Source organism: Christensenellaceae bacterium, from assembly GCA_031260975.1.
Classification (GTDB): Bacteria; Bacillota; Clostridia; order Christensenellales; family UBA1242; genus JAISKJ01.
On sequence record JAISKJ010000003.1, the window covers coordinates 199,595 to 222,569 of the forward strand.

Here is a 22,975-nt window from a genome sequence, read left to right on the forward strand (position 1 = left end):
TGGGCGGTGTGCGCGGATTTAGGATAAAAGAGGTGTGGATTATGGCTGATGAAAAGATAAAAGTAAGACGGACCTTTATTGCAGTTGTGCTTATTATCTTGCTATTTTTGGGAGCTGTGCTTACGGCTGTTTTGCTGACTGTATCAAGGCCGCAAAACATAACGGTAAAGCTTTTGATTGGCGGAAGTGAAATTACCAAGGAAATAAAGCAGGGCGATTATATTGAGCGGCCAAATCCTCAAGAGATTGAGGTGCAACAGGGGTTCAGCTTTGACAATTGGTATCAAGATGAAGCCTATACCGTTCCGTATGATTTTTCTAACCCCATAAACAAAAACACCAACATCTACGGCCGCCTTATCCGCAACAAATATCAGGCCGAATTTAAATATAACTATACGGGCAGTGGAATTTTGCCAAGTGACAGCTTCAAAAGTCTGACAGGAGACTTTGGCGTTGATTTTCAAATTCCGACGGATACGCCCCTTAGAACTAACTATCAATTTATCGGATATACCAGAACGGAACTACCCGAACAGGGCAGTTATTTCTATTCTTTGGGCGAATGGGTAAATATGCCTCTTAGCGGTATAACTTTTTATGCTCAATATAGAGGCGAAGCAAAATCGGTCACCATTAATTATCAGGATGCCCGAAAAAACGGACAGATAATAAACGAAACTGAGTTTACGGCATATTTCAGCGAGGATTTTGTTGTGCCTGACACAACAGGTATTCACCACAAAGACTACACCAAAGTGTTTTTGGGCTATACCATAGCAGGCGGTGACGGCACTGTTTATGCAGGCGGCTCTATAATTGACAAGGAAATTATAAACGGACTGCCTTTGGCAATTACGCTTAATGAAGAATGGGGTAACCCCAGCGGTGAGGTAACGCTTAATTGGAATTTATCATCTTTAGGAGGTCCTTATGTTTCACTTCAGTTTGTTGAAGGGTATGTGTTTACACTTCCGACGGCTGAGAGTGATGGTGTTAACTATCCGCACTACGACTTTGCAGGCTGGATTAGGGACGACGATTTTAACACGGTATACACCAGCACCTATGTTATGCCCGGGACGGCCGTTCAGCTTAACGCTCTTTGGGAGAGAAAGCAATATACTGTGACTTATAACGGCAACGGCTCTACCAGCGGAATAACGCAGTATGAAACCAGAGCTTATGACACATTGGTTACCGTTAAACCGTCAATATTCAGCAAAACTAACTATACATTTACGGGCTGGAACACCGAACCAGACGGTTTGGGCACAAGCTATGCTGAGGGCAGCACCTTTAACATAAGCTCAAGCTTTACACTTTATGCGCAGTGGGAGGGGAATTTAAAAACTGTTAAGTTTAAGGACCTCTATCTGCTTGAATCCGGCTATATGGCGGACATAAGATTTGATACCGTTCAAGTGAATTTCGGCAATTACTTTATATTGCCTTCAAACCTAAACTTGTCAAATGATTTGTTACGCACGCTTTCAAACAGTGATTATAACAAGTGGTTTGACGGTGTCTATATCGAAGGCTATCCAAGTGTGATTTATGGAGCCAGCAGGCAGCACGATGAGCCCGGAAAAACATACAGCAGCGCAACCCAGATTGAGATAACGGGCGACCTGTCGCTTTATCTTAACTTTGCTGTAAGCGGAAACAGACTGAGATTTGTGGCTAATGCCGACGATCCTACATGGGCACCGGCGGACTATACATACGTTACGGGATATCTTACTTATGCGCCGATTTCAATACCTTATCGAAATGGTTATAACTTCCATGGCTGGAGCACCGCTTCAGACGGAACGGGTACGGTATATGCTCCGGGCGCATCCTTGACGATGCCTGAGGGCCTTAATAGTTTTTATGCAAAATGGCAGGGGCAGGAACGTACCCTGATATATAACGGCGGTTTGGGCGGCACACTTGTAGGGGACAGTACAAAAGGTTTTATTACCCATTATGATGCCACATATTGGTTAACCGGTGAAAGTGAGTCTGTATATGAAGGTGATACAATCACAATTGTAAATATCAGTTTTGAAAAAGACGGCTGGCACCAGATTGGCTGGAACACCAAAGCTGACGGCACCGGGCGGGACTATGCATTGTTTGATACACTAAATCCTAATAATCCCGACAGTAAGATTGACATAACCGAATATGGGGACATTACGCTTTGGGCGGTTTATGCCGAAAACGCACTGACTTTCAGTTTTGAGGGTGGACTAGGCAATGTCACAGGTTCGGTTGCTAATGTTTCTGCGGCATATCAGCAATTTTCATATTTGCCCAACAATGGCTTTAGCAGGCAAAACTATGTGTTTGCGGGCTGGAGTGAAAACATAAACGCAGTTGTAGGCTCAAGCGAGGTTTTTGCCGAAGGGTTTGGATATTTTGCAACGTCAGACAAAGCCTTCTATGCTATCTGGACAGGAAGTTTGATGACTGTTTATTATAACGCAAACAAAGAGGGCACTACCGGTGTGATAGGACCGAGTATAGGATATTATAACGGCAGTCTTGTCATAGAAAACGGTTCAGGGTTCACCAACCCCAACTTTGATTTTGTAGGATGGAACACTCAGACTGACGGACTTGGGGATAGTTATGTAGCAGGAACTTTGAATAATATACAATTTACTTCTGACTTCACACTTTATGCAGTTTGGGCCCCCAAAGCCAAGACTGTAACTTATATTGCTAACGACGGCACAAGCACTGAGATTACAATAACTAATCATGGCGGTGGCGGCTCAACAATAAGATACGGCGACCAATATGAAGTGGAGGGTATGAGTTTTGTTAACTCCGGCTATATCTTTGCGGGCTGGAATGACCGAAGCACAGGGCTTGGAAACAGTTGCGCTATAGGCTCAACGCTTTTGATAACCGGAAATATGACATTGTATGCAATGTGGACTCCGGCAATTAGAACCATAACAATAGATTTGAGTGATGTTGCAAGTCTGAGCGGACTGCTAATTAATGGTGATCCGATAACTTTAGAGCAGCAGAGCAGTCAGGAGTTTGTAGATTATGTTGCCAATAACGGCTCAATAGTTCTGCCAAACCTGACCCACACAGGCGGACCGATTTTCTCACTGACCAGTCAGTTGTATGCAGGCTTTGAGGTTGTGGCGGGAGATATTGTAGGCAACATATATATTAACGGCGGCACCATTGCAGGTGTGACCGGTGATATTGAACTTATATTGTCGTGGACAAACACGGGCGTAACCCGCGTTGACTTTGACAGCAACGGCGGAACTCCGGGATATTCCAGCATACCGCAGGGCTCTTTGACCCCGTCCGGACCTGACTTCTTGGTTGACCTGCCTGTTTTGGAACCAACCAGAGAAGGTTTTAGCTTTTTGGGCTGGAGCAGTGACGGCGGCACTACGCTTTATAATGCAGGAGAAACCGGCATTTTGGTCATCGGCGGAAGCATTACCGCATATGTTGCTCAGTGGCAGGCAGAAACAAGAAATATTATTTTTAACCTAGGTGCTGGCACCACGGGCTCTGTATCTAACATTATGGGTTCGTATTATAGTGACATTATAACCCTTCCGAACGGAGCAGGGCTAACAAGAATCGGCTACACATTTGTGGGTTGGGGCTTTAGCGACTTTGTAAGCGGCGGGATTGTTGATTTGGATGCCTTTGGTGTGGACAACGCAAAAGTATATGGTCTTGCGCTTCAGGCGCTTTTGGGAGTAGGTTCACCTAACCACGCAATCAACATATGGGGCAACGGAAGTTTTACCACTATAAACAGTATATTTGATGCAGGAACCGATTTCTTGGTGCTTGACAACGGACTTAGCAGCTCTGACACATATATTTATGCCGTGTGGCTGCCGGATACCGTAACTATCCGCATTGAAGGCAACGGCGGCGCAACCTCAGGGGGACTTGGATATGTTGAATATCAAGTTGTTTTTGACGGTTCGCTTTCGATAAACAATGTATTTAATGTTCCGAGCCAATATTATACTTTCTGGGGTATTGCTGATAATGCAGACGGCGCTCTTGGTGCTAACTTAAACGGCACCTCAGTCAGCCCTAAAACTGCGGGACTTACCATAACAGGCGGTGTTATCAAGCTTTATGCACGCTGGACACCAAAAACGCTGACAGTGCACTATAGTGACATACTTGACACCAATGTTGACCTTGAAACAACTGCAGCATATGGTAGCAATTATACACTTTTAGATATCGCCGGAGTTGAAGCTCTTGATTTATCTTATTTGGGAATATACGACGCGCGTCTGGTTCTTTATGATTTTGCCGGCTGGAAGATGGCAGTACAGCCGTTTGCGGTTTATCAGGATGGGTATATAATAAATGGCCTGGGACCTGATACAGCCGGAAGCTTTGAAGTGTGGTTCTATGCCACATGGACAGGAAAGGCCATAACCATAACTTACAGCGATAATGATGCTTCACCTTCAACCAGGACTGTCAGCGGAAACTACGGTGAAAATTATACCTTTGAAGGGCAGGGAGCCTTTACTGTTCCTTCGTCTCTTGGCAACGGCACATTTAGAGGCTGGAGCCTTGTGAGCAGTTATCAGGAAGGAATTGACCTCCTGTTTGAGGCCGGCAGCGAGGCTAGACTTGATGAAACACTCAGCCCGACTATTATGAGCGGCGTAACTTTCTATGCTGTTTGGGCTGCGGAGCAGATTATAATTACATATAATATGAACGGCGCGTCATCGCCCAACATTCAAATAATAGTTGACTATGACGGCGACCACTCGATTATAGCATTTATTCCGATTAGAACAGGCTATGTTTTCAAAGGTTGGACTAATAATTCATCTTACAAAGATGCTGTATTTGCATTAATTCCAAGTCAGTATTGGTTTATTGATGACGGCAACACTTCCACTTATGAGCTGACCAACCTAACAACAAATGTTACGCTTTATGCGGTGTGGGCAGCAAATGATATGTCAATAGTAGTCTATGGCAGCGGCGGAACCTTTGCACATAATAATTCAGATACACTCTTAATGATGTGTAATTATGGCTCTAGTTTAAAGTTTTCTGACCTTATTGGAAACGGTTGTACTATGGCCCTTACACGAACAAACTACACACTTGTGGGACTTATAGACGGCAGCGGAACTTCCTACGACATAAATACGGCATTTATTGTTACGAGTAGCATGAGTTTTACTGCAGTGTGGAGCGCAAATGAAATTCACATAACTTATCACGGAGAGGGCGGCAAGACAGGTCAGCCTTTGGGTGAGATATGGGTGGGCACGCTTTTTGCGGGCCAGAGTGTGACCCTGCTTGACTTTGGCTTCACACGAGAGGGCTTTGAGTTAATTGGTTGGAGCTATACATCCGGCGGTCCTGTTGACAAAGCTTTAAACAGCACATTTACACCCGGCGGCGACATGGATTTGTATGCCGTGTGGCAGGGTGAAGAAAAAACGATTACCTATTATTCTAACAATGGTTCGGGGCAGTTTTATGAAGCAAACGGAACTGCGGGTGCCACCTATATCGTAAAAGATATTGATGATGCATATCTGGGCTGGACCCGTACGGGCCACACTTTTGTGGGCTGGGTAACTGCACAATATGCTAATGCTACGGATTGGGCGTCTATCCCATCAACCAATAAGTTTGAGGCATATGATACTTTCACTATTACTGATGGTATACTTTTGTATGCTTATTGGACACCCAACCTATATAATATCACCTTTGCAATAGGTCAATATGATGCTGACGGTTATGAAATTTTAGGAAATACTTCGGGCACTATGAACAATGGCGGAGCGGGATATTCACAATACTACGGTTACGGGTTTATTATCCCCGCCAATGGCTTCAGCGGTGACTTTGTTGAGTTTGACTACTATAGTCTTAATTCAAACGGCAGCGGGGTTAAATATTATTCCGGTCAAACTTTGACAATTAGCGGCAGCACAACCGTTTATGCAATTATGAAATACAAGACAATTACTATAATCTTTAACGGCAACGGTTCGGACGGCGGCACTGCACCCATCAGCATGGTTGTGCCCATAAACGGTGCTGGTGCGAGTTATGTTTTCCCAGCAAACACATTCACCAAGACTAATTACACCTTTAATGGCTGGTGGTATCAAACCAGCAAGGGCTCTGCCGGAATTTCAGCAGGTGGCGGTGTTTCACATGCCATGTGGCTTGATAGTGGTGTTTATAGATTGACAGCCACAGCTCTGGAACTGAGTTGGAATTTTCCATCTGTTTCGGCTGTATTGATAGCAGGTGGGTATTCATGGTACGCCCTTTGGGAACTCAATACCACCACAATCACGCTTAACCCCAACAACGGAGTAATGCCTGCTGAGACGCCTGAGGTGTTGACGGTTACTCAAAATCAAAACTACAATCTGCCTGACAACAGTGATTTGACAACACCGTTTACGCCCAGTCAGACTTATTTTAGATTTGCTTTCTGGAGCACCAGCGCTTCTGATGACCCAACGGGCAGCGCAGGACTTGGTGTGTCAAGATACTTTACAGGTGATCCGATTGCAGTGGGCACAAGTGCAATTCAGTTGTATGCAATCTGGATACAAGACACCTTTACCATTACCTTTAAGTCAAACGGCGGCGGTGCTGCCGACATTGTTTGGACGTTTAATAAGAGAGCGGATGCGTATACTGACATAGATACAAACAGTATGAGTTATGGTTTTTATTATCCAAATGCATATAGATATGGCTTTACATTCTATGGCTGGCACACTCAACAAAATTGGGATATAGATATGGACTTTGACGGCACACTAAGCTCGCTCAGCGGCTTTGTTGGCAATAGTGTTTCGCGCTATTTGATAATGCTTGAAACTGTTTTGACCGGACAATATGTGCAGGGCGCAGGGCATGCTTCTGGTGATAATATTTATATACCCGGCGACAGTAGTGATATTACATATTATGCTATTTGGATAACTCAGGCTAGAGTTGCTACTATTGAGCTTTATAAAGTCTCTTGGGGGGGCCCGTGGAGTGTTCACAGTACTATTGTGGTACCGGTTGGTCTTACTGAATTTACTTTCTTAGACGTTGTGGCTTTTTATGGATATTATGAAGTGTGGAACCATGGTTCAGATATAGAAATCTATGACGATATTCTTAGCAATGCAACAGTCTCTAGCATGACGAAAACATTAATGGACTTTAAACAGTTAACGGGCATAAACCTTAGTAGTTTGGCGGGAGATGTTGCTTCTGCGCCAACCGCAAAAGATAAATTAATGGTGTATGACAGTTATTTGAATTTGGGATTGCTGTCAACAGATACTCCGCAGGAGATGTTCTATAAAATTAATGCAGTATATATAGAAGAATGGTTTGACCTTTACTATGTATTATTAGGAGGCTATACAGACGGCGGCCCCGAAGCATGGTTTGAAGGTGAAACTGTGGATTATACTTTTGGAGGGACATTCAACACCTTGACTACGCCTCAGTTTAATCCCATTCTGACTGCTGAAACCAGAAAATATCACACAACGATGCGACAGACTAACTTCACAATTGTATATAATTCAAACAAGCCGGTAGCGGCAACATGGGCTGTCGTAGGCAGCATGCCAAACAGCAATCATAAATATGCAGACCCACTTGTTGATACAATTTCGGCAAATGCATATTCACTGCCCGGATATATCTTTAAAGGCTGGACCAGAGTGCAGTATAAAGATACATTGTGGGGTAGTATAGCTAATAATGCAAACAGCAGACTTGAGGATGAGGCATCTGTGGCTGACATAACACATTATGGGCCTCAATATGTTTCCGGACATGGTGCAAGTTCTGGACAATTTATTAACGGTGCCACTTTCACGCTTTATGCGGTGTGGGAACAAACTGATTATACCGTGACGCTTGACCCCAACACCGGTGCGGTGGGAGCTTACAGCGGCTGGACGCTTGGCAGCGGAATTTTGACTAAAGACCTTAGATATTATACAATTTATAATGCTGCGGGCTTCGCGCCTTATAACAACAACGGTGTAACCAAAACAGGGTATAACTTCTTGGGTTGGTATACTCAGGCCTTAGGCGGCACCCAGATTTTTGACACAACCGGAAAGCTTAACCCGAATATAAACATCTTGGGCGACCAATATAGTGACGCGTCATATAGATGGCTTAAAGCCTCCAACATTACGCTTTATGCTCAGTGGGCTGCGGGTAATTTCACCCTTAACCTTGACTATGGCGACGGCAACCTTAACAATGCCGGTAGCTATCACACCTATGAATTTGGTGAATATCCCAAAACTTATGTTGGGGATAGTTTAAACGCGCAACTTGAAACTTCCTATAACGGCGGTACTCTTCAAAATGGCATGACACTGACCGGCAAAACTTATTCGGCGAATAGCATTACGGGAAGCACCGATATATATATTGAGAAATTAAATAAAGAATACCGATTTAATGGACAACGATATGTACGCGTATCGTCTATTAAGTATTCTTCTGGAGATCAATATGCATTCAGTGATGGAACAGCCATGGGCGTAACGGGCACATATTATTGGTTTAAAGTGGAACCCATTAAGTGGATAATCGCTAACTATGATGATCTCCCCACATCAATTAACCCCTTGGGTAGTGGTACCGCCACAACTATTATATTAGTGGCAGAAGATACCATAATGTCAGGTATTCCGTTTTATCCCAATAACGCTGATACTGACATAACAATGTGGCAGAATAGTATAATTCGCGGATGGCTGAACGGCATTGACACAAGCAGTGTTAATCCGGTTGGAGCCCCTGCGGCACAAGACTTCACCAGCCAAGGTAGTTTTATGAACGACGCCTTTAGCAGCACAGAACAGAGCAGAATACAGCTGACCACAAGCCTTGTGAACAATGGACAAAATGCCGCCGGCGGGCCCGACACTAATGACTATATCTATCTGCTTAACTATGCCGATGTTACTAGTGTAAGTAGCCAATATTACTCAATCTTTAACAGCAATGCCTCACGCCGGAACGCTTCAACTGACTTTGCTAAATCTCACAACGCTTATGTATATGGCACATTAGGAGCAGACTACGGCTATGGTTACTACTGGCTGCGTTCGGCTTATTCATCTACGGGTGTAAGCTTTGTTGGCAGTACGGGTAGTGCGTTTATGAATTATTTTAATCCATACGGTTTGTACTACGGTATCCGCCCCGCACTTAATATCAGTATTGTGGGAATTGGTGACATAACGGGGAACTCGACTACAAGCAAGACGGTAACTTATGACAGTGCAGTGGGCACACTGCCCACGCCTAGCAGGGCGGGTTATAGCTTTGAAGGGTGGTATAAGGAGTCTGACTTTATCACAGAAGTTACTGACCTTACGGTTTATAACAACAACAACTTTAACACCGACGGCAACTTAAACTCCACAATTTATGCTAGATGGAACAACTCACAATATACCCTGACACTTAACGCTGACGGCGGCTCCGGAGTTTCGCCAACAGTAAATTATAATATCACCGACGCTCAAGTAAGTGTTGGCACGCCCACCAAAGAAGGCTATACCTTTGATGGATGGGAAGTTACCGCTGTGACGGTTGCAGGTAACCTCAGCGTTGGCTCGCCGTGGAGTTTTGTAAGCGGCACAACTCACGGAAGTTATACGCTGACTGCTCAGTGGACAGCCAACAGCGGCACACTCAGTTTTGATTATAATGACAACAGTTATTATACTATTGAATATGGAGAGTATCCTAAGACTTATGTCGGGGATGTTTTAAACGCACAACTTGAAACAGCTTATAACGACGGTATTACGCTTTTAAATGGTATGACTTTAACCGGCAAAACATGGTCGGCAAATAGTGTAACAAGTGGAGCTTACACTGAAAAACTTAACAAGGAATATCAATTGGGCGGGCAGAGATATGTCCGAGTATCGTCTATACGGCAGAACAGCGGAAATCAATATGCATTCAGTGATGGCACTACTATGAATGTAACGGGCACGATTTATTGGTTTAAGGTTGAGCCTATTAAGTGGATAATCCTTAATTGGGCAGAGCTTCCTGCTTCAATCAATCCAAACGGTAGCGGAATTGCTACAACTGTAGAATTGATTGTAGAAAATACTATTATGTCAGGAATTTCGTTTTATCCTAACAGTAGTGATGCAAATAGAAGTATGTGGCAGAATTTGACAATCCGTGGTTGGCTTAATGGCACTAATGTAAATAATCTGCCCACAAACGGCGCTCCAAGCGGGGGAAATTTTACGGGCAAAGGTTTTATTAATGACGCGTTTAGTCCGGCGGAAAAGCTTGCTATTGAAGATACAACTCTTGCAAATTCAGATGATATAGGCACGGGCTATGACAGCCCCACAGGTGCGGGCAGCGCATATGACACAATCGATAAAATTTATTGTCTAAGTGCTTATGAAATTACCGAGCAATACAGCGAGTTGTTTTATAACAAAATGGCGAGAATAAATACTTCAACTGACTACGCAAAAGCTCATTATAATAGTGTAGGAGCAGAGGGCGGTAGCTATTATTTCATGCGTACGGCTTCTAATAATGGAACAATGACTGTTTTTTATGTAAGAGAAGATGGTTCTATAGGGCATGGCCATAACACTTATGTTGGTATTCGTCCGGCTATGCAAATAGCGTTGAGTGCAGCAGGAACGGTAAGCAACAGTAGCAAGATAACAGGAGGGTCGACGACAAGCAAGAGTGTAATTTATGATGACCCTGCCGGTACACTGCCAAACCCAAGCTTAACAGGTTACAACTTTGACGGGTGGTATAAGACTTCGGCCTTAACTAATCCTGCAGTTACTTCTTCAACAACATACAATAGCACCAATTTTGATTTGGATGCTAATTTAGATTCAACAGTTTATGCTAAGTGGACTGCTATACAATATACCTTATATCGTGACCTTAATGGTGGGTCAGGAATCCCATCAAATGGTGTACAATATTATATTAACAGCACTAGTATACCTCTTGGCAATCCTACCAGAACAGGATATACTTTTAATGGCTGGAAAATTACGGCTAAATCTGGTGACGGGAATTTAAGCGTTGGTCAGAATTGGTCATTCGTTTATGGTGTTACTTATGGAAGCTATACCTTGCAAGCACAGTGGACGGCGAATACTTATATCATAATCCTTAACCCCGACGGCGGAACGATAACCGCAGGCGGCGATTGGTATTATATTGGTAGCCAATGGCAAAAGGCGATGACTTATGATAATGCATATGTAGGAAGCTATCATGTGCCGTATGATGACCTGCTGGGCAATGGGCTTAGTTTTATAGAAAACTCCGGCTATACCTTTACGGGCTGGTGGTATGAGGACCTTGTCAATGGTGATTTGTTGATATTTGGCCCCACAGGTATTTTGCAGAATGACAAAGCAGGCTTTACTGCAAATGACAACCTTAAAAAATGGCTACATGCGGGCACCGTTACCCTTAAGGCGGGGTGGATAGCAAATGGCTATACGCTTGGTTATAGTTATAACGGTGCAACCGGTGGAGACGGTGCGTCAAATCAGCCTGTAACTTATGGTCAGGCTGTTGGAACGTTGCCTTCACCCACGCGTGAAGGATACTCTTTTGGCGGATGGTTTAAAGAGGCAGGACTTGTAAACCAAATCACCTCATCAACAATATACAACAGCACCAACTTTAATTTAGACGGCAGTTTAAATTCGACCATTTATGCAAAGTGGACGCACATTCAGTATACACTTACCATAGCACTCAACGGCGGCAACGGCGGACCGGGTGCAAGTGTGAATTATTATATCGATGACTTAAGCGTTCCGCTTACTGAGCCCACTAGGGACGGATATACTTTCACCGGATGGAAGGTTACAACTGTGGCAGTTGGTGTTGCGGGTAACCTCAGTTTTGGCTCGCCGTGGAGCTTTGTAAGCGGCACAACTCACGGAAGTTATACACTGACGGCTCAGTGGACAGTCAATACTTTGTCAATAAGTTACGCCAGCGGCGGCGGGTCAGGCAGCGACCCTGTCAGCCCCACAAGTCAAACATATAACGGCAATGTAACTATGCCGGCAAACCCCTATACCCGCACAGGATATACTTTCACCGGTTGGGCGGTGAGCGGAACAGGCTCAATAGCAGGCACTTATGCTGTGGGAGTGGTTAAGACAGTTGATGAGCTGTCAAGTGCAATCCTTACGGGTGACGCTGGCATAACTCTTACAGCAGTGTGGGCGGCAAACAGCTATATTCTTTATTTTGATGACGGCACACAGTGGGTGTCGGTTGTTGGGGGTTATGATAACACACACGCCATAGACACAGCAGGCAACTTGTGGGCGTGGGGGACAAATAACTACGGTCAGTTGGGAGATGGAACTACAACAGACAGACTTAGTCCCGTAAAGATTACCAATTCTGACGGCACACAATGGGTGTCGGTACATGGTAGTAGGCAACGACACACCTTAGCCATAGACACAGCAGGCAACTTATGGGCGTGGGGGTTGAATAGCCAAGGTCAGTTGGGAGACGGAACTACAACAGACAGGCACAGCCCCGTAAAAATAACTAACTCAGACAACACGCAGTGGGTGTTTGGGGATGGAGGCGCTCGAAACTCTTTTGCCATAGACACAGCAGGCAACTTATGGTCATGGGGGTATAATAACTATGGTCAATTGGGAGATGGAACTATAACAGACAGGCTCAGCCCCGTAAAGATTACCAATTCTGACGGCACACAATGGGTGTCGATTGCTGGGGGTTTTAATAACGCCTTTGCTATAGATACAGCAGACAACTTGTGGGCGTGGGGTAGGAATAACTGTGGTCAATTGGGAGATGGAACTACAACAGACAGGCACAGTCCGGTAAAAATAACTAACTCAGACAACACGCAGTGGGTGTTAGTCAGTACAGCGGGTAATGCAAATGGAGACCACACCTTAGCTATAGACACAGCAGGCAACTTATGGTCATGGGGGTATAATAACTATGGTCAATTGGGAGATGGAACTACAACAGACAGGCTCAGCCCCGTAAAAATAACTAACTCAGACAACACGCAGTGGGTGTCTATTGGTGCGAGTTCTTACCACAGTCTATCAATAGATACAGCAGGCAACTTGTGGGCTTGGGGGGCAAATTACTACGGTCGATTAGGAGACGGAACTACAACAGACAGGCACAGCCCGGTGAAAATAACTAACTCAGACAACACGCAGTGGGTGTCTATTGATCGTGGTCAGTCCTACAGCCTAGCCATAGACACAGCAGGCAACTTGTGGGCATGGGGGTTAAACACCAGCGGTCAATTGGGAGACGGGACAACCGTTGATGGTAGTACCGATCCGGCCAAGCGTATGCCCAACAAGGTGATGCACAACAAGACTGTGACTTATGACAGCGCAGTTGGAACATTGATTACTCCTACCAGAACGGGATATATCTTCGGCGGATGGTATAAGGAAATTGGTCTCAGTACTCAGGTGACTGATCTTACGGTTTATAACAACACAAACTTGACACTTGACGCCAACGGCAACTCAATTGTTTATGCAAAGTGGACACCTGTTCAATATGCTTTGACAATCAACCTGGACGGCGGCTCGGGCGGACCAAGTAGCCCGACAACATATTATATTGATGATTTAAGCGTGAGTTTAGCTGCTCCAACCAAAACAGGCTATACTTTCACCGGCTGGAAGGTCACAGCTGTAACAGTAGCGGGCAATCTGTTTGTAAATGACCCGTGGAACTTTATAAGCGGAAAAACTCACGGAAGTTATACGCTTACTGCTCAGTGGACGGTTCAGCAATATAATATTACTTATCTTGATGTGGGAGGCAGCGCATTCAGCGGCACGCATGTAGGTGTTACACCCGTGACCCATACTTATGGCACACCTACCACCTTGGGAAGTGCCAGCAAGACATACTTTAGTTTTGATGGTTGGTTCACGGCTTCAAACGGCGGCGGCAGCGCGATTTCCAGCCTTGGAGCTACTGATTTCACGTCAGATATTACACTTTATGCTAAGTGGACACAGATTTCTACTGAGGTGACATTTAATACTCAAATTTCTACTATGACAATAAGCAGTGACCCCAATTGGACAGTTGGCAGCTTTGCTTGGATTGCGACCAAAACAATAAACATGGGCACTGACCTGTCGGCAATTCAGCAAGTTCCGTATATGGTGTTGGACAGCTTTGGTTGGGGCACTCCGACAAGCGCCAGCAAGGTAGGCATAGATAATAGTAGTGGTGGATGGATGTTGACAGGATGGTCTACCATTCCAGGCGGAGTACAAATATTTAACGGTGACGGCTCGATTATACCGAATGTTGCAGGGTATACTGATGCAAGCGGAAGGTGGATATATGCCGGTGCAACTCTCACATTATCAGCAAATCCGGGTCAGGCTGTTAACTGGCGTGTATATCTTGACGCTGACGGCGGCACGCTTGACTCAAGCTTTATGAGCAGCAATAGCTGGATAATTGATAACACTTCTGCAGCACCATATAACGGTAAATATTATAGGACCTTTACTATGTCTAGCAATGCTCCCGTTATGCCTACAAACACTGAGATTGCAAACAGCGGCTACACATTTGGCGGCTGGAATGTAAGCGTTAAACCTACTGTGGGAAATCTAAATGTGGATGCCCCATGGACGTATACTAAAGGCACTACATATGGAAACTATCTTTTGCAGGCACAGTGGTCGGAGATGTTGGGCTCAGTAAACTTTGCTCCGCAGACTTATCAAGAGAGTGATGGCACAACAATGCAGATGCCAAGCACTATAAACTTTACATACAACGCCAGCGGAAACAATGTGACCATACCCAACAACGTGACAGCGGGCTCAGGTTACAGAAGAATGCAGACGCAGACGATTTTGACCAATGCAGCCGGAAACAACGGCGGTAGCGGCACAAACCAAAGCTTTCAGGCTTATTCTGACGTAATGTATTATTCGCTTACGCCGTATGCAAGTTATGCCGCGGCAATAGCTGACAAAGCTAATTGGATTGACAAAACCAGCCTGTATACGGGCGCGTCAAAACCCATTTTGACGCTGTTCCCCGACTTTTGGACAACCAAAGGCGGCACGGTTACGCTATATCCTATATGGAGAGACTATCTTCAACCAATTGCCACAGCTGCTGACTTTGACGTATATCTTGTTCAGCATCTTGATAACTTGGGGGATGAGTATGCTCTGAACACCACCAATGGCGGCAAGTTTATCTATTATCAAACGGCAAACATGACGCTTTTCAGTAAAATGACCATAAATTTCTATGGCAAATATTACGGTCAGGGGTACACTTTGGGCACAAACCAGACATGGATATTTGACTATGTTTCAAGTACGACTTCTATTATTAATGGATGCGTGTTTAGTTATACGGTAACAGATGGATGGTCACCAATCAGAAATCCAAATTATACTACGATAACATATAATACATCCGGTGTGGTGTTTAACGGTAGCGGGACTGTAGGTAATAATTCATATCTTGGAGGATTGTTTGGCAAGACAGTTTCGGGGATGAGCACCCTCAGTTATAATATATTTAACGGCACCATAAATTTGCCGTCGGGTTATAGTTTGACAAGCGTAGGAGGAATAATTGGATATAGCTCTCATCAAGTATATATGATGGATAACATATTCAGCGGCACAATAAACCTCAGCGGCAGTGCTTCTGCGACATATATCGGCGGAATATTGGGTTTTGGGGATGTTCAGCAGATTGATACAACCTACACGGGAAATAAATCCACCGGCAGCATTTTGTGGGGCACAGCGCTCAGCAAAGGTACAACTCTTGTAACAAACACTTATGTTGGCGGTGTTTTGGGATATCAAAGTGCGACACTGTTAACAGACTTTAACAATGACTTTAGCGGGACAATTGAGATATATAATTCATCTTCCACGGGAAACTTGTATGTCGGAGGTTCGTTAGGTTATGCGTATGGTAGTACCGTTGTAATTAAAGGTAATATAACTCCCAACATGATTGTTGACGCTGAAACGGGAGATAATTTGTATGTAGGGGGCGTCGCAGCATATCTAACAACAAATGCAAAAATATCAGCAGGCACTTTGGGCGGCAGTATATACGTAAAGAGACCGTCAAAAACTAGTTATGTTGGAGGCGTTATAGGTTATATTACTAACACTATAACGGTTTCTGCGGGAATTGAAAACAACACAGCCATTACATTTGAAAGTGATGTTTTGATTTCAGGCAGTGCCGGCAGTTATGCTATAGGAGGCGTTGTGGGGCACTTGCTTTCCAATATCAATGCCATAAACAATGCAGATATTTATTCTACAGGAAACACATCAATTTCAGGAAGTGCAATGGGTATTGGCGGAATAGCCGGAACGGCAGGGAATGTTGTTGTTCAAGGCGTGAACAAGGGGGATATTTATTCTGACTTATCTGAAGGTATTCTTGGCGGAATTGTCGGGAAAGCAACTGCCGCTGCCATAACAATTCAAGACTCATATAACGCAGGCGATATAACCGGTTTAAACGTTGTTAGTGGAATTTTGGCAAATCTTTATAATTCTTCGTTTACTATTAGCAGGGTTGAAAACAGAGGCAATTTAACAAGTTCAGGATATATTGGCGGAATAGCCGGTGTAAGGTATGGCGGTAACGGCAATCCAACCTCTGTCATTGAATATGCACAAAACAGCGGAACTATTTACGGAAGTGGCGCCTACACGGTAGGCGGAATTATGGCAGGAACAGGCGGCGGTAGTGCACAATATGCTGAAATCTTAACCATAAGAGAAGCGGTAAATTTGGGTGAGATAATTGGAGTCTCGGGCCAACGTAAGGGCGGTATTTTGGGTCAAGCATATTATGGAACACTTAATTTGAGCAATGTTATAAACTGCTTTAATATGCCTGTAGGAACGGGAAACATCGTAGGCCACGTAATAGCAAGCACTAACACTATTAATACAAACAATGTGTATCACCTGAGCGGAGGAGCCGACAGTATAGCCGGCAGTTATTTTGCAGGTAACATTGCGGGGGCGCCGATAAGCGCCGGGCAGATGCAGATTGACCGCACACTTGGCAGTATATATCAGTATTTTGGCACTGACGCCGGGATTGACGGCATCTATGGCACGGGCGACGACATTTTGACTGAAGACTATGGCCCTGACGGGATTTATGGCACTGAGGACGACGTTTGCGTGTGGGACTTTAATGTAGGCGAAAACCCCAGACTGTGGTTTGACTTCACACCACAAATGGAATACGATATCAGATATGACCCCGTGATGGGCTATCACACTGCAAGCTTTGGTAAATATCCCAAGACTTTTGTGGGCACGGATACGACTAAGCCTGTCTACAATGCCTTGCTTGAAAGCTGTATCACAGGCGGCAGCATAAATGCAAACGGTGTCATAGCAGGTTTGACCGAAACCGGCAAAACATATAGTGCAAATAGTGTAACAGCTGCTAGTGGTTATACTGAAAAACTTAATAAAGAGTATAAATTGAATGGCAAGAGGTATGTGCGTGTAGCGTCTATTCCAAATTATACGGCCTATGTTTTTAGTGACGGAACTGTAATTGGTGCAACGGGTACAATACACTGGTTTAAAGTGGAGCCAATCAAATGGATAATTATGAATTGGGATAGACTTCCTGTAACAATTAATCCGTCAGGCGATAGCACAGCAACCACAATAGAATTTTATGCTGAAGACTTAATTATAGCAAATATACCGTTTTATCCCAATAATGCAGATACTAATGGTACAATGTGGCAGAATTCGACAATCCGCGGCTGGCTTAATGGCACTAATGTAAATAATCTGCCTACAAACGGCGCGCCAAACGGGGGAGATTTCACAGGTAAAGGCTTTATTAATGAAGCATTCGGTTCGTCATCAAAGCTTGCTATCGCAGACACGACTTTGGCAAATACTGACAACATAGGCACGGGCTATGACAGCCCCACAGGTGCGGGCAGCGCATATGATACAACAGATAAAATATATTTGCCAAGTCGTTATGAAATGTTTAACAATTATTCTACGTGGAGGTGGTTGTTTGGTAGCAGCGCATCTCGTCAAAAAGAACCAACAGACTATGCTAAATCTAACAAAGCATCAGTTAATTCCATCGGGGGTAATGTTAGTGGCACATACTGGATGAGATCAGCAAAGAGTTCTTCGTCTGTACATTTCGTAAACTATACAGGTAATATCCCTGCTTTTGACCATACACCTTCAACTCTTTCTGATAGTATCCGCCCCGCAATGAACGTTAAGTTTAGGTGGGGAGCGGGGGCAAATGGCATACATCTCAGCCCCAACGGATATCACACAATTGAGTATGGGGAATATCCGCAGTCGTATGCAGGCAGTGCAATTAATAATGTACTGGTTGGGTATGTTCAGCAGGGACCAGCTTATGGTGGAGGCGGTAACAAAAATGTAGAAGATGCTACTGTTACCCCGACAGGAACTGCTGCAGGGCTTGTCAAAACCGGTAAGTATTTCACTGACCCTTATAACGATGAGAAGCTTTATGTATATACCTTTAATGAACAGGAGTATGTGCTCAAATGGAATTGCGGACAATGGTTAATTGTGTTTGACAACGGTGAAGTACCAAATGCGCTGCCAAACACATGGAGTGAGCAAATAGTTTGGATTAAAGTTGAACCGCTTAAGTGGATTATCACTAATTGGAATGAATTGCCGACTAATATCAACCCCGAGGGCGCAGGAACAGCAGACAAGATGCAGCTTGTGGCCGAAAGAGGAATTTTTGGTGGAATTATGTTCCAACAGGATGATACATATCCTGCGAGCTGGGGAGACATGTGGCAGAACAGTATTGTAAGAGGATATCTAAACGGATTTGATATGAGCAATGTCAACGGAAATTCTTCAACATTTTTGCAAATGCCAATGCCTGACTTCAGCGGAGCGGGACTTTATGATGAGGCGTTTAGCAGCCTTGAAAGAGAGCGCATAAATTATAGTCAGATATCAAACACCTATTACGGCGTTGTAACGGCGGGCTATGAGACATATGATTATCTTTACCTTCCGAGTGCAGATGAGTTTACTTCGTGGGTGCCATGGGTGTGGGCTCAGAATACTTATCCGACAGACTTTGCGCTGTTGCAAGGAGCACAACAGGAACGATTAGAAATGACAGGGTTTCTTTTAGTGGCTGTTTATGAAAACTATAATCAACCCCTGACTCAGCTGGAACAACAACAATTAGAGGCCAAGTTGGCACAAATAAATGCAATGTCCTTTTCAGGCATTGGGGTGACAGTTTTCAGAAACAATACAGGATTAGGAGAAATAACGGTAAGCGGGCTTGGTTTTGGGTTATTTAATATTGGTGACTTGGAAACATTTTTTACCGGTATGACCTTTGGGCAGTTTCTTGATTTGTTTGATATTTTTTATATGATGGGGTATGGATCGGCGCAGGTTTTTGATACATACTATTGTTATCGCCCAGCAATGCAAATAAATCTTTGATTAACTAAAAAAACCGCAAACAAATGCGGTTTTTTAGTTTATTATTTTAACTAAGTGTAGAATGTAAATGTGCTATAATAATCATATTTACTTATATTAGGCATTGTTATAATTTAACTAAGTGTAGAATGTAAGTCTATATTATGTTTTGCTTGATTTGTAAGCAGGTTCTGTTGTAATTTAACCAAGGGATTGCTTCGTCACTTAGCTTCTCGCAATGACGGAAATATAATTTATATGTTTATATCATTAAGATAGTGTTTTATGTGGTTGGGGACTACTTGATATTCGCGCACATATTTCTTTTCGCGGTTATTAAATTCTTTGCTGGCTACATCAGCGTTTATACGGCCTTTTGCAAAGTCCAGCTCAATTTCGTCGCCGTCGCGCACATATATAATGCCGCCGGCGTCTTCAGGGCGAACACCTCCCACAACAACCACGCTGTGCTCATCGCACATAACGCCGTCAGTTACAACAATAATATCATTTGTTAGGTTCATGGACGAAATAGCGCAAGCGGTTTCAGAAATTATTTGACCTCCGAAGCCCAGCTTTTTGCCGTTGCGCGAAAGCACTATTACGGTGTTTTTGGACAGAGTCTTTTCGAGCACAGCGGTGGCCGCGTCGTGGTCGCTGTCAAAGCATCGGGCTTTGCCCACAAATTTAGTCATGCCGTCGGGAATGGAAGTGGTTTTAAGATATCCGTTACGCTCGGCAATGTTGCCGCGAAGCACAATAAGACTTTCTTTTTTAACGGTTTCAAATGCTGATTTGGCGTTTGTGATGGTTTCACTTAGAGTTTGTCCGTTATAAAATTTTACGCCTTCGTCAACAGCTTTGGTTTTTGTCATGGCTTTCAGTAAACCGTAGGCGCCGCCTTTTGTTTCAAAATCGCTCATAGGCATATTTGGCTGCACCAAAACAGGAATGTTTTTGATAAGCCCGATTGCTTTTTCGGTGTTGATATCAGCGTCAGCAAGCTTAGCAAGTTCAAGTAATATACCGCCTATAATCATACTGCCGCCCAAGGCGTAGTTGGTAATAATTGCGTTTTGAATGGTTTTTTTGTTAAGCAGCTTTTTTATGCTTGTGTGCGAGTGGGTAAGCGATACAATTGCTTCGGCAGTTTTTGAAACAATTCCGGCCCGCTTGAATGAGCCCGCCGGGGCAGTGGAACCGCCTTCAACCATAAGGCCTATGCTTTCAAGGATTATATTAAATAGGTTTTGAGTGTTGAGATAAACTCCGTCGCCCAAATAGCCGATTTGGGTCTCTTCTGCATTGTTCAGGTCAAACACGCTGTTTTTGCCGATGGCAATTTTTCCCACCATTGTTACAAGATCATTCAGAGCCGCTCCCTTTTCTTCTTTTGATGGGCCCTGACTGAGCACCATAGTTGGAACATTTACGCTGACGGCACCTTTGATGAGACCTGCAATACTGCTAATTCCTCTGGAAACTATCACCAGGCCGTCAAAGCTTTTTTCACTTATAATAAGCTCGCTCATGTTGGCGGTTTGTTCTTTAAACACCTCAATAAAGTTACTTTCATCGGTGTAGGTTTTAAACTTATCCTGAATGATGGGGAAGGGTATGATTTCACATTCTATACCCGGTCGGTTAATTTCGCGTGCCAAATCATGGGCAAGCTTTAGGCTATAGTTATATGACCCGCTCAGGTTGTCAATGCCCACAAGAACGCCGATTTTAGCGCCTTCTTTAAGATTGCTAAGCATTCGCTCCTTGGCACGCTCAGCGATATTCTCAATATTTTTTGCCTTTAGTTTAATCATAAGCCCCCCGAATAGAAAAGGTTTTAATATTTAAAGCAAGCACAAAAAGTGCTTGCGTGATTTTAAAAATACCGTGCATCCTTTGTTGACAATCGGATGAAAGTAGTAAACCATATTTTAGGCTCCATCAAAGCAACCTCATGGCACATCTTTAGGTCCGCTTAGTGCTGCTGCGGTCAGGCTCTGACACGATTCACAGTTAACGATTGCATAAGACCTTGATTTCAGCACCCTAAATATGGCGCTTGCTTCCACGCAAAGGCCGAAAAAGGCATTCAACCCCGCTATAGCGGATTGCGGGTTACAGGGCACCGCTGGCTCCCCGTCTAGCACGGTACTAATAGTATATATGAAGTTTGAAGATTTTGCAAGCCCAAAAGTGGTATTTTTAGCAAATTTACCAATAATTTTTTGATTAAAATTTATGCTTTTTATGTCTAAGACGCCTACACTCACTGTTCGGATTTATTCAAAAGAGTTGCCGTTCTGCCTTTTTTATGGTAAAATATTCCTAAATAATTATGTGGAGGGGACTATGACAAATGCCGAGCGTTTTATTATGGCATATAATGAAATAGATTATTCACTGCGCACAATATACGGCTTTAAGCGCAATATTACCTTTGCTGATATGATAAGAAAGGCGGTAACGCTTAATGCCGTTGTGCGAAAATATGAAGAAGTGCTCATTGATTATGGCAGGCTTCGGAATTCTATTGTGCATAAGTCCAACCCTGACTATGTGATTGCGGAACCCCATGCTGAGGTAGTTGAGGATTTTGAAAAGATTGCAAAGCTCATAAAAACCCCTCCTACAGCGCTTGAGCAGGTGGCTAAAAAGCCTGTTATCTGCGAAAAACACAGCACACCCGTCAGTCAGCTTATCAATGACTTTACTGAAAAGGGTTTTAGCAATGTGCCGGTTTATGAGGACAACAAGCTTATTGGGATTGTAAGACCTATCCATATAATAAAGTATATCGGTCAAAAAATGAACGACCGAAACCTTCAGGATTGTTTGAGGGCACCCATAAAGGTAGTTTTGCCGGGTGAGGATGAAAGGCAATACTTTAAGGTTGCCGACAAAACAATTACAATAGAAAAGGCTCTGAATTTGTTTTATATAGACCGCAAGCTTTTGGCAATAATAATAACAGAGCGGGGTAGCTATAATGAAATGCCGCTCGGCATCATTACTACGGGTGATGTGCTGGATATGAATGCCATCCTTGAAAACTATTAAAATGATTGACAGCGTGTGACTTTGATAGTATAATTTGGATAACTTAATATTTAAAGGCAGTGACTTGGGACAAGTTTTTTGCAGAGAGTTTTTTTAGAGAGTTGTGATAAGGTGTAACACAATAAAACGCTGCATAAAATATCACCCGATAGCCGCTTTGGTGAACCTAACCAGTAAGTAACTAAAGCCGTTTGAGCTCCGTTATAGGCTCGGGATATGAGAGTCCTTTGGCTCTGTATCTTGTTGAAAGTGGTTGAAGACCGATTGTCTTTCTTTTAACGGAAGCAGTCGGTTTTTTGACAGGTAGTTTTTGCATGCAGGAAATG

Annotated in this window: 3 protein-coding genes and 1 other RNA gene; 2 read left to right on the plus strand and 2 right to left on the minus strand. The window is 43.9% G+C overall.

Going from position 1 to position 22,975, the window contains the following annotated elements; translation table 11 throughout:
- The first annotated feature begins 41 nt into the window (after positions 1 to 41).
- Positions 42 to 19,610 carry an InlB B-repeat-containing protein gene (locus LBN07_01635; GenBank protein ID MDR0850165.1) on the plus strand — a complete coding sequence of 6,523 codons (19,569 nt, stop codon included), beginning with the start codon at positions 42 to 44 and terminating at the stop codon, positions 19,608 to 19,610.
- A gap of 233 nt (positions 19,611 to 19,843) precedes the next feature.
- Here LBN07_01635 and LBN07_01640 read toward each other — a convergent pair whose 3' ends face one another.
- Together LBN07_01640 and ffs are read right to left on the minus strand one after the other, a co-directional pair.
- Positions 19,844 to 21,406: a dihydroxy-acid dehydratase gene (locus LBN07_01640; protein MDR0850166.1), complete on the minus strand. Its 1,563-nt coding sequence runs from the start codon at positions 21,404 to 21,406 to the stop codon at positions 19,844 to 19,846.
- A gap of 71 nt (positions 21,407 to 21,477) precedes the next feature.
- Positions 21,478 to 21,741: signal recognition particle sRNA large type (gene ffs, locus LBN07_01645), an RNA gene on the minus strand.
- A gap of 200 nt (positions 21,742 to 21,941) precedes the next feature.
- Between ffs and LBN07_01650 the strand changes: the two genes are divergently transcribed.
- Positions 21,942 to 22,649 (plus strand): CBS domain-containing protein, encoded by a 708-nt coding sequence (locus LBN07_01650; protein MDR0850167.1) that lies wholly within the window; start codon positions 21,942 to 21,944, stop codon positions 22,647 to 22,649.
- Positions 22,650 to 22,975 lie beyond the last annotated feature (326 nt).

Bases quoted from the DNA above. Each gene is read 5' to 3' on its own strand.
- LBN07_01635 (MDR0850165.1), top strand. From the start codon at position 42: ATGGCTGATGAAAAGATAAAAGTAAGACGGACCTTTATTGCAGTTGTG.
- LBN07_01640 (MDR0850166.1), bottom strand. From the start codon at position 21,406: ATGATTAAACTAAAGGCAAAAAATATTGAGAATATCGCTGAGCGTGCC.
- LBN07_01650 (MDR0850167.1), top strand. From the start codon at position 21,942: ATGACAAATGCCGAGCGTTTTATTATGGCATATAATGAAATAGATTAT.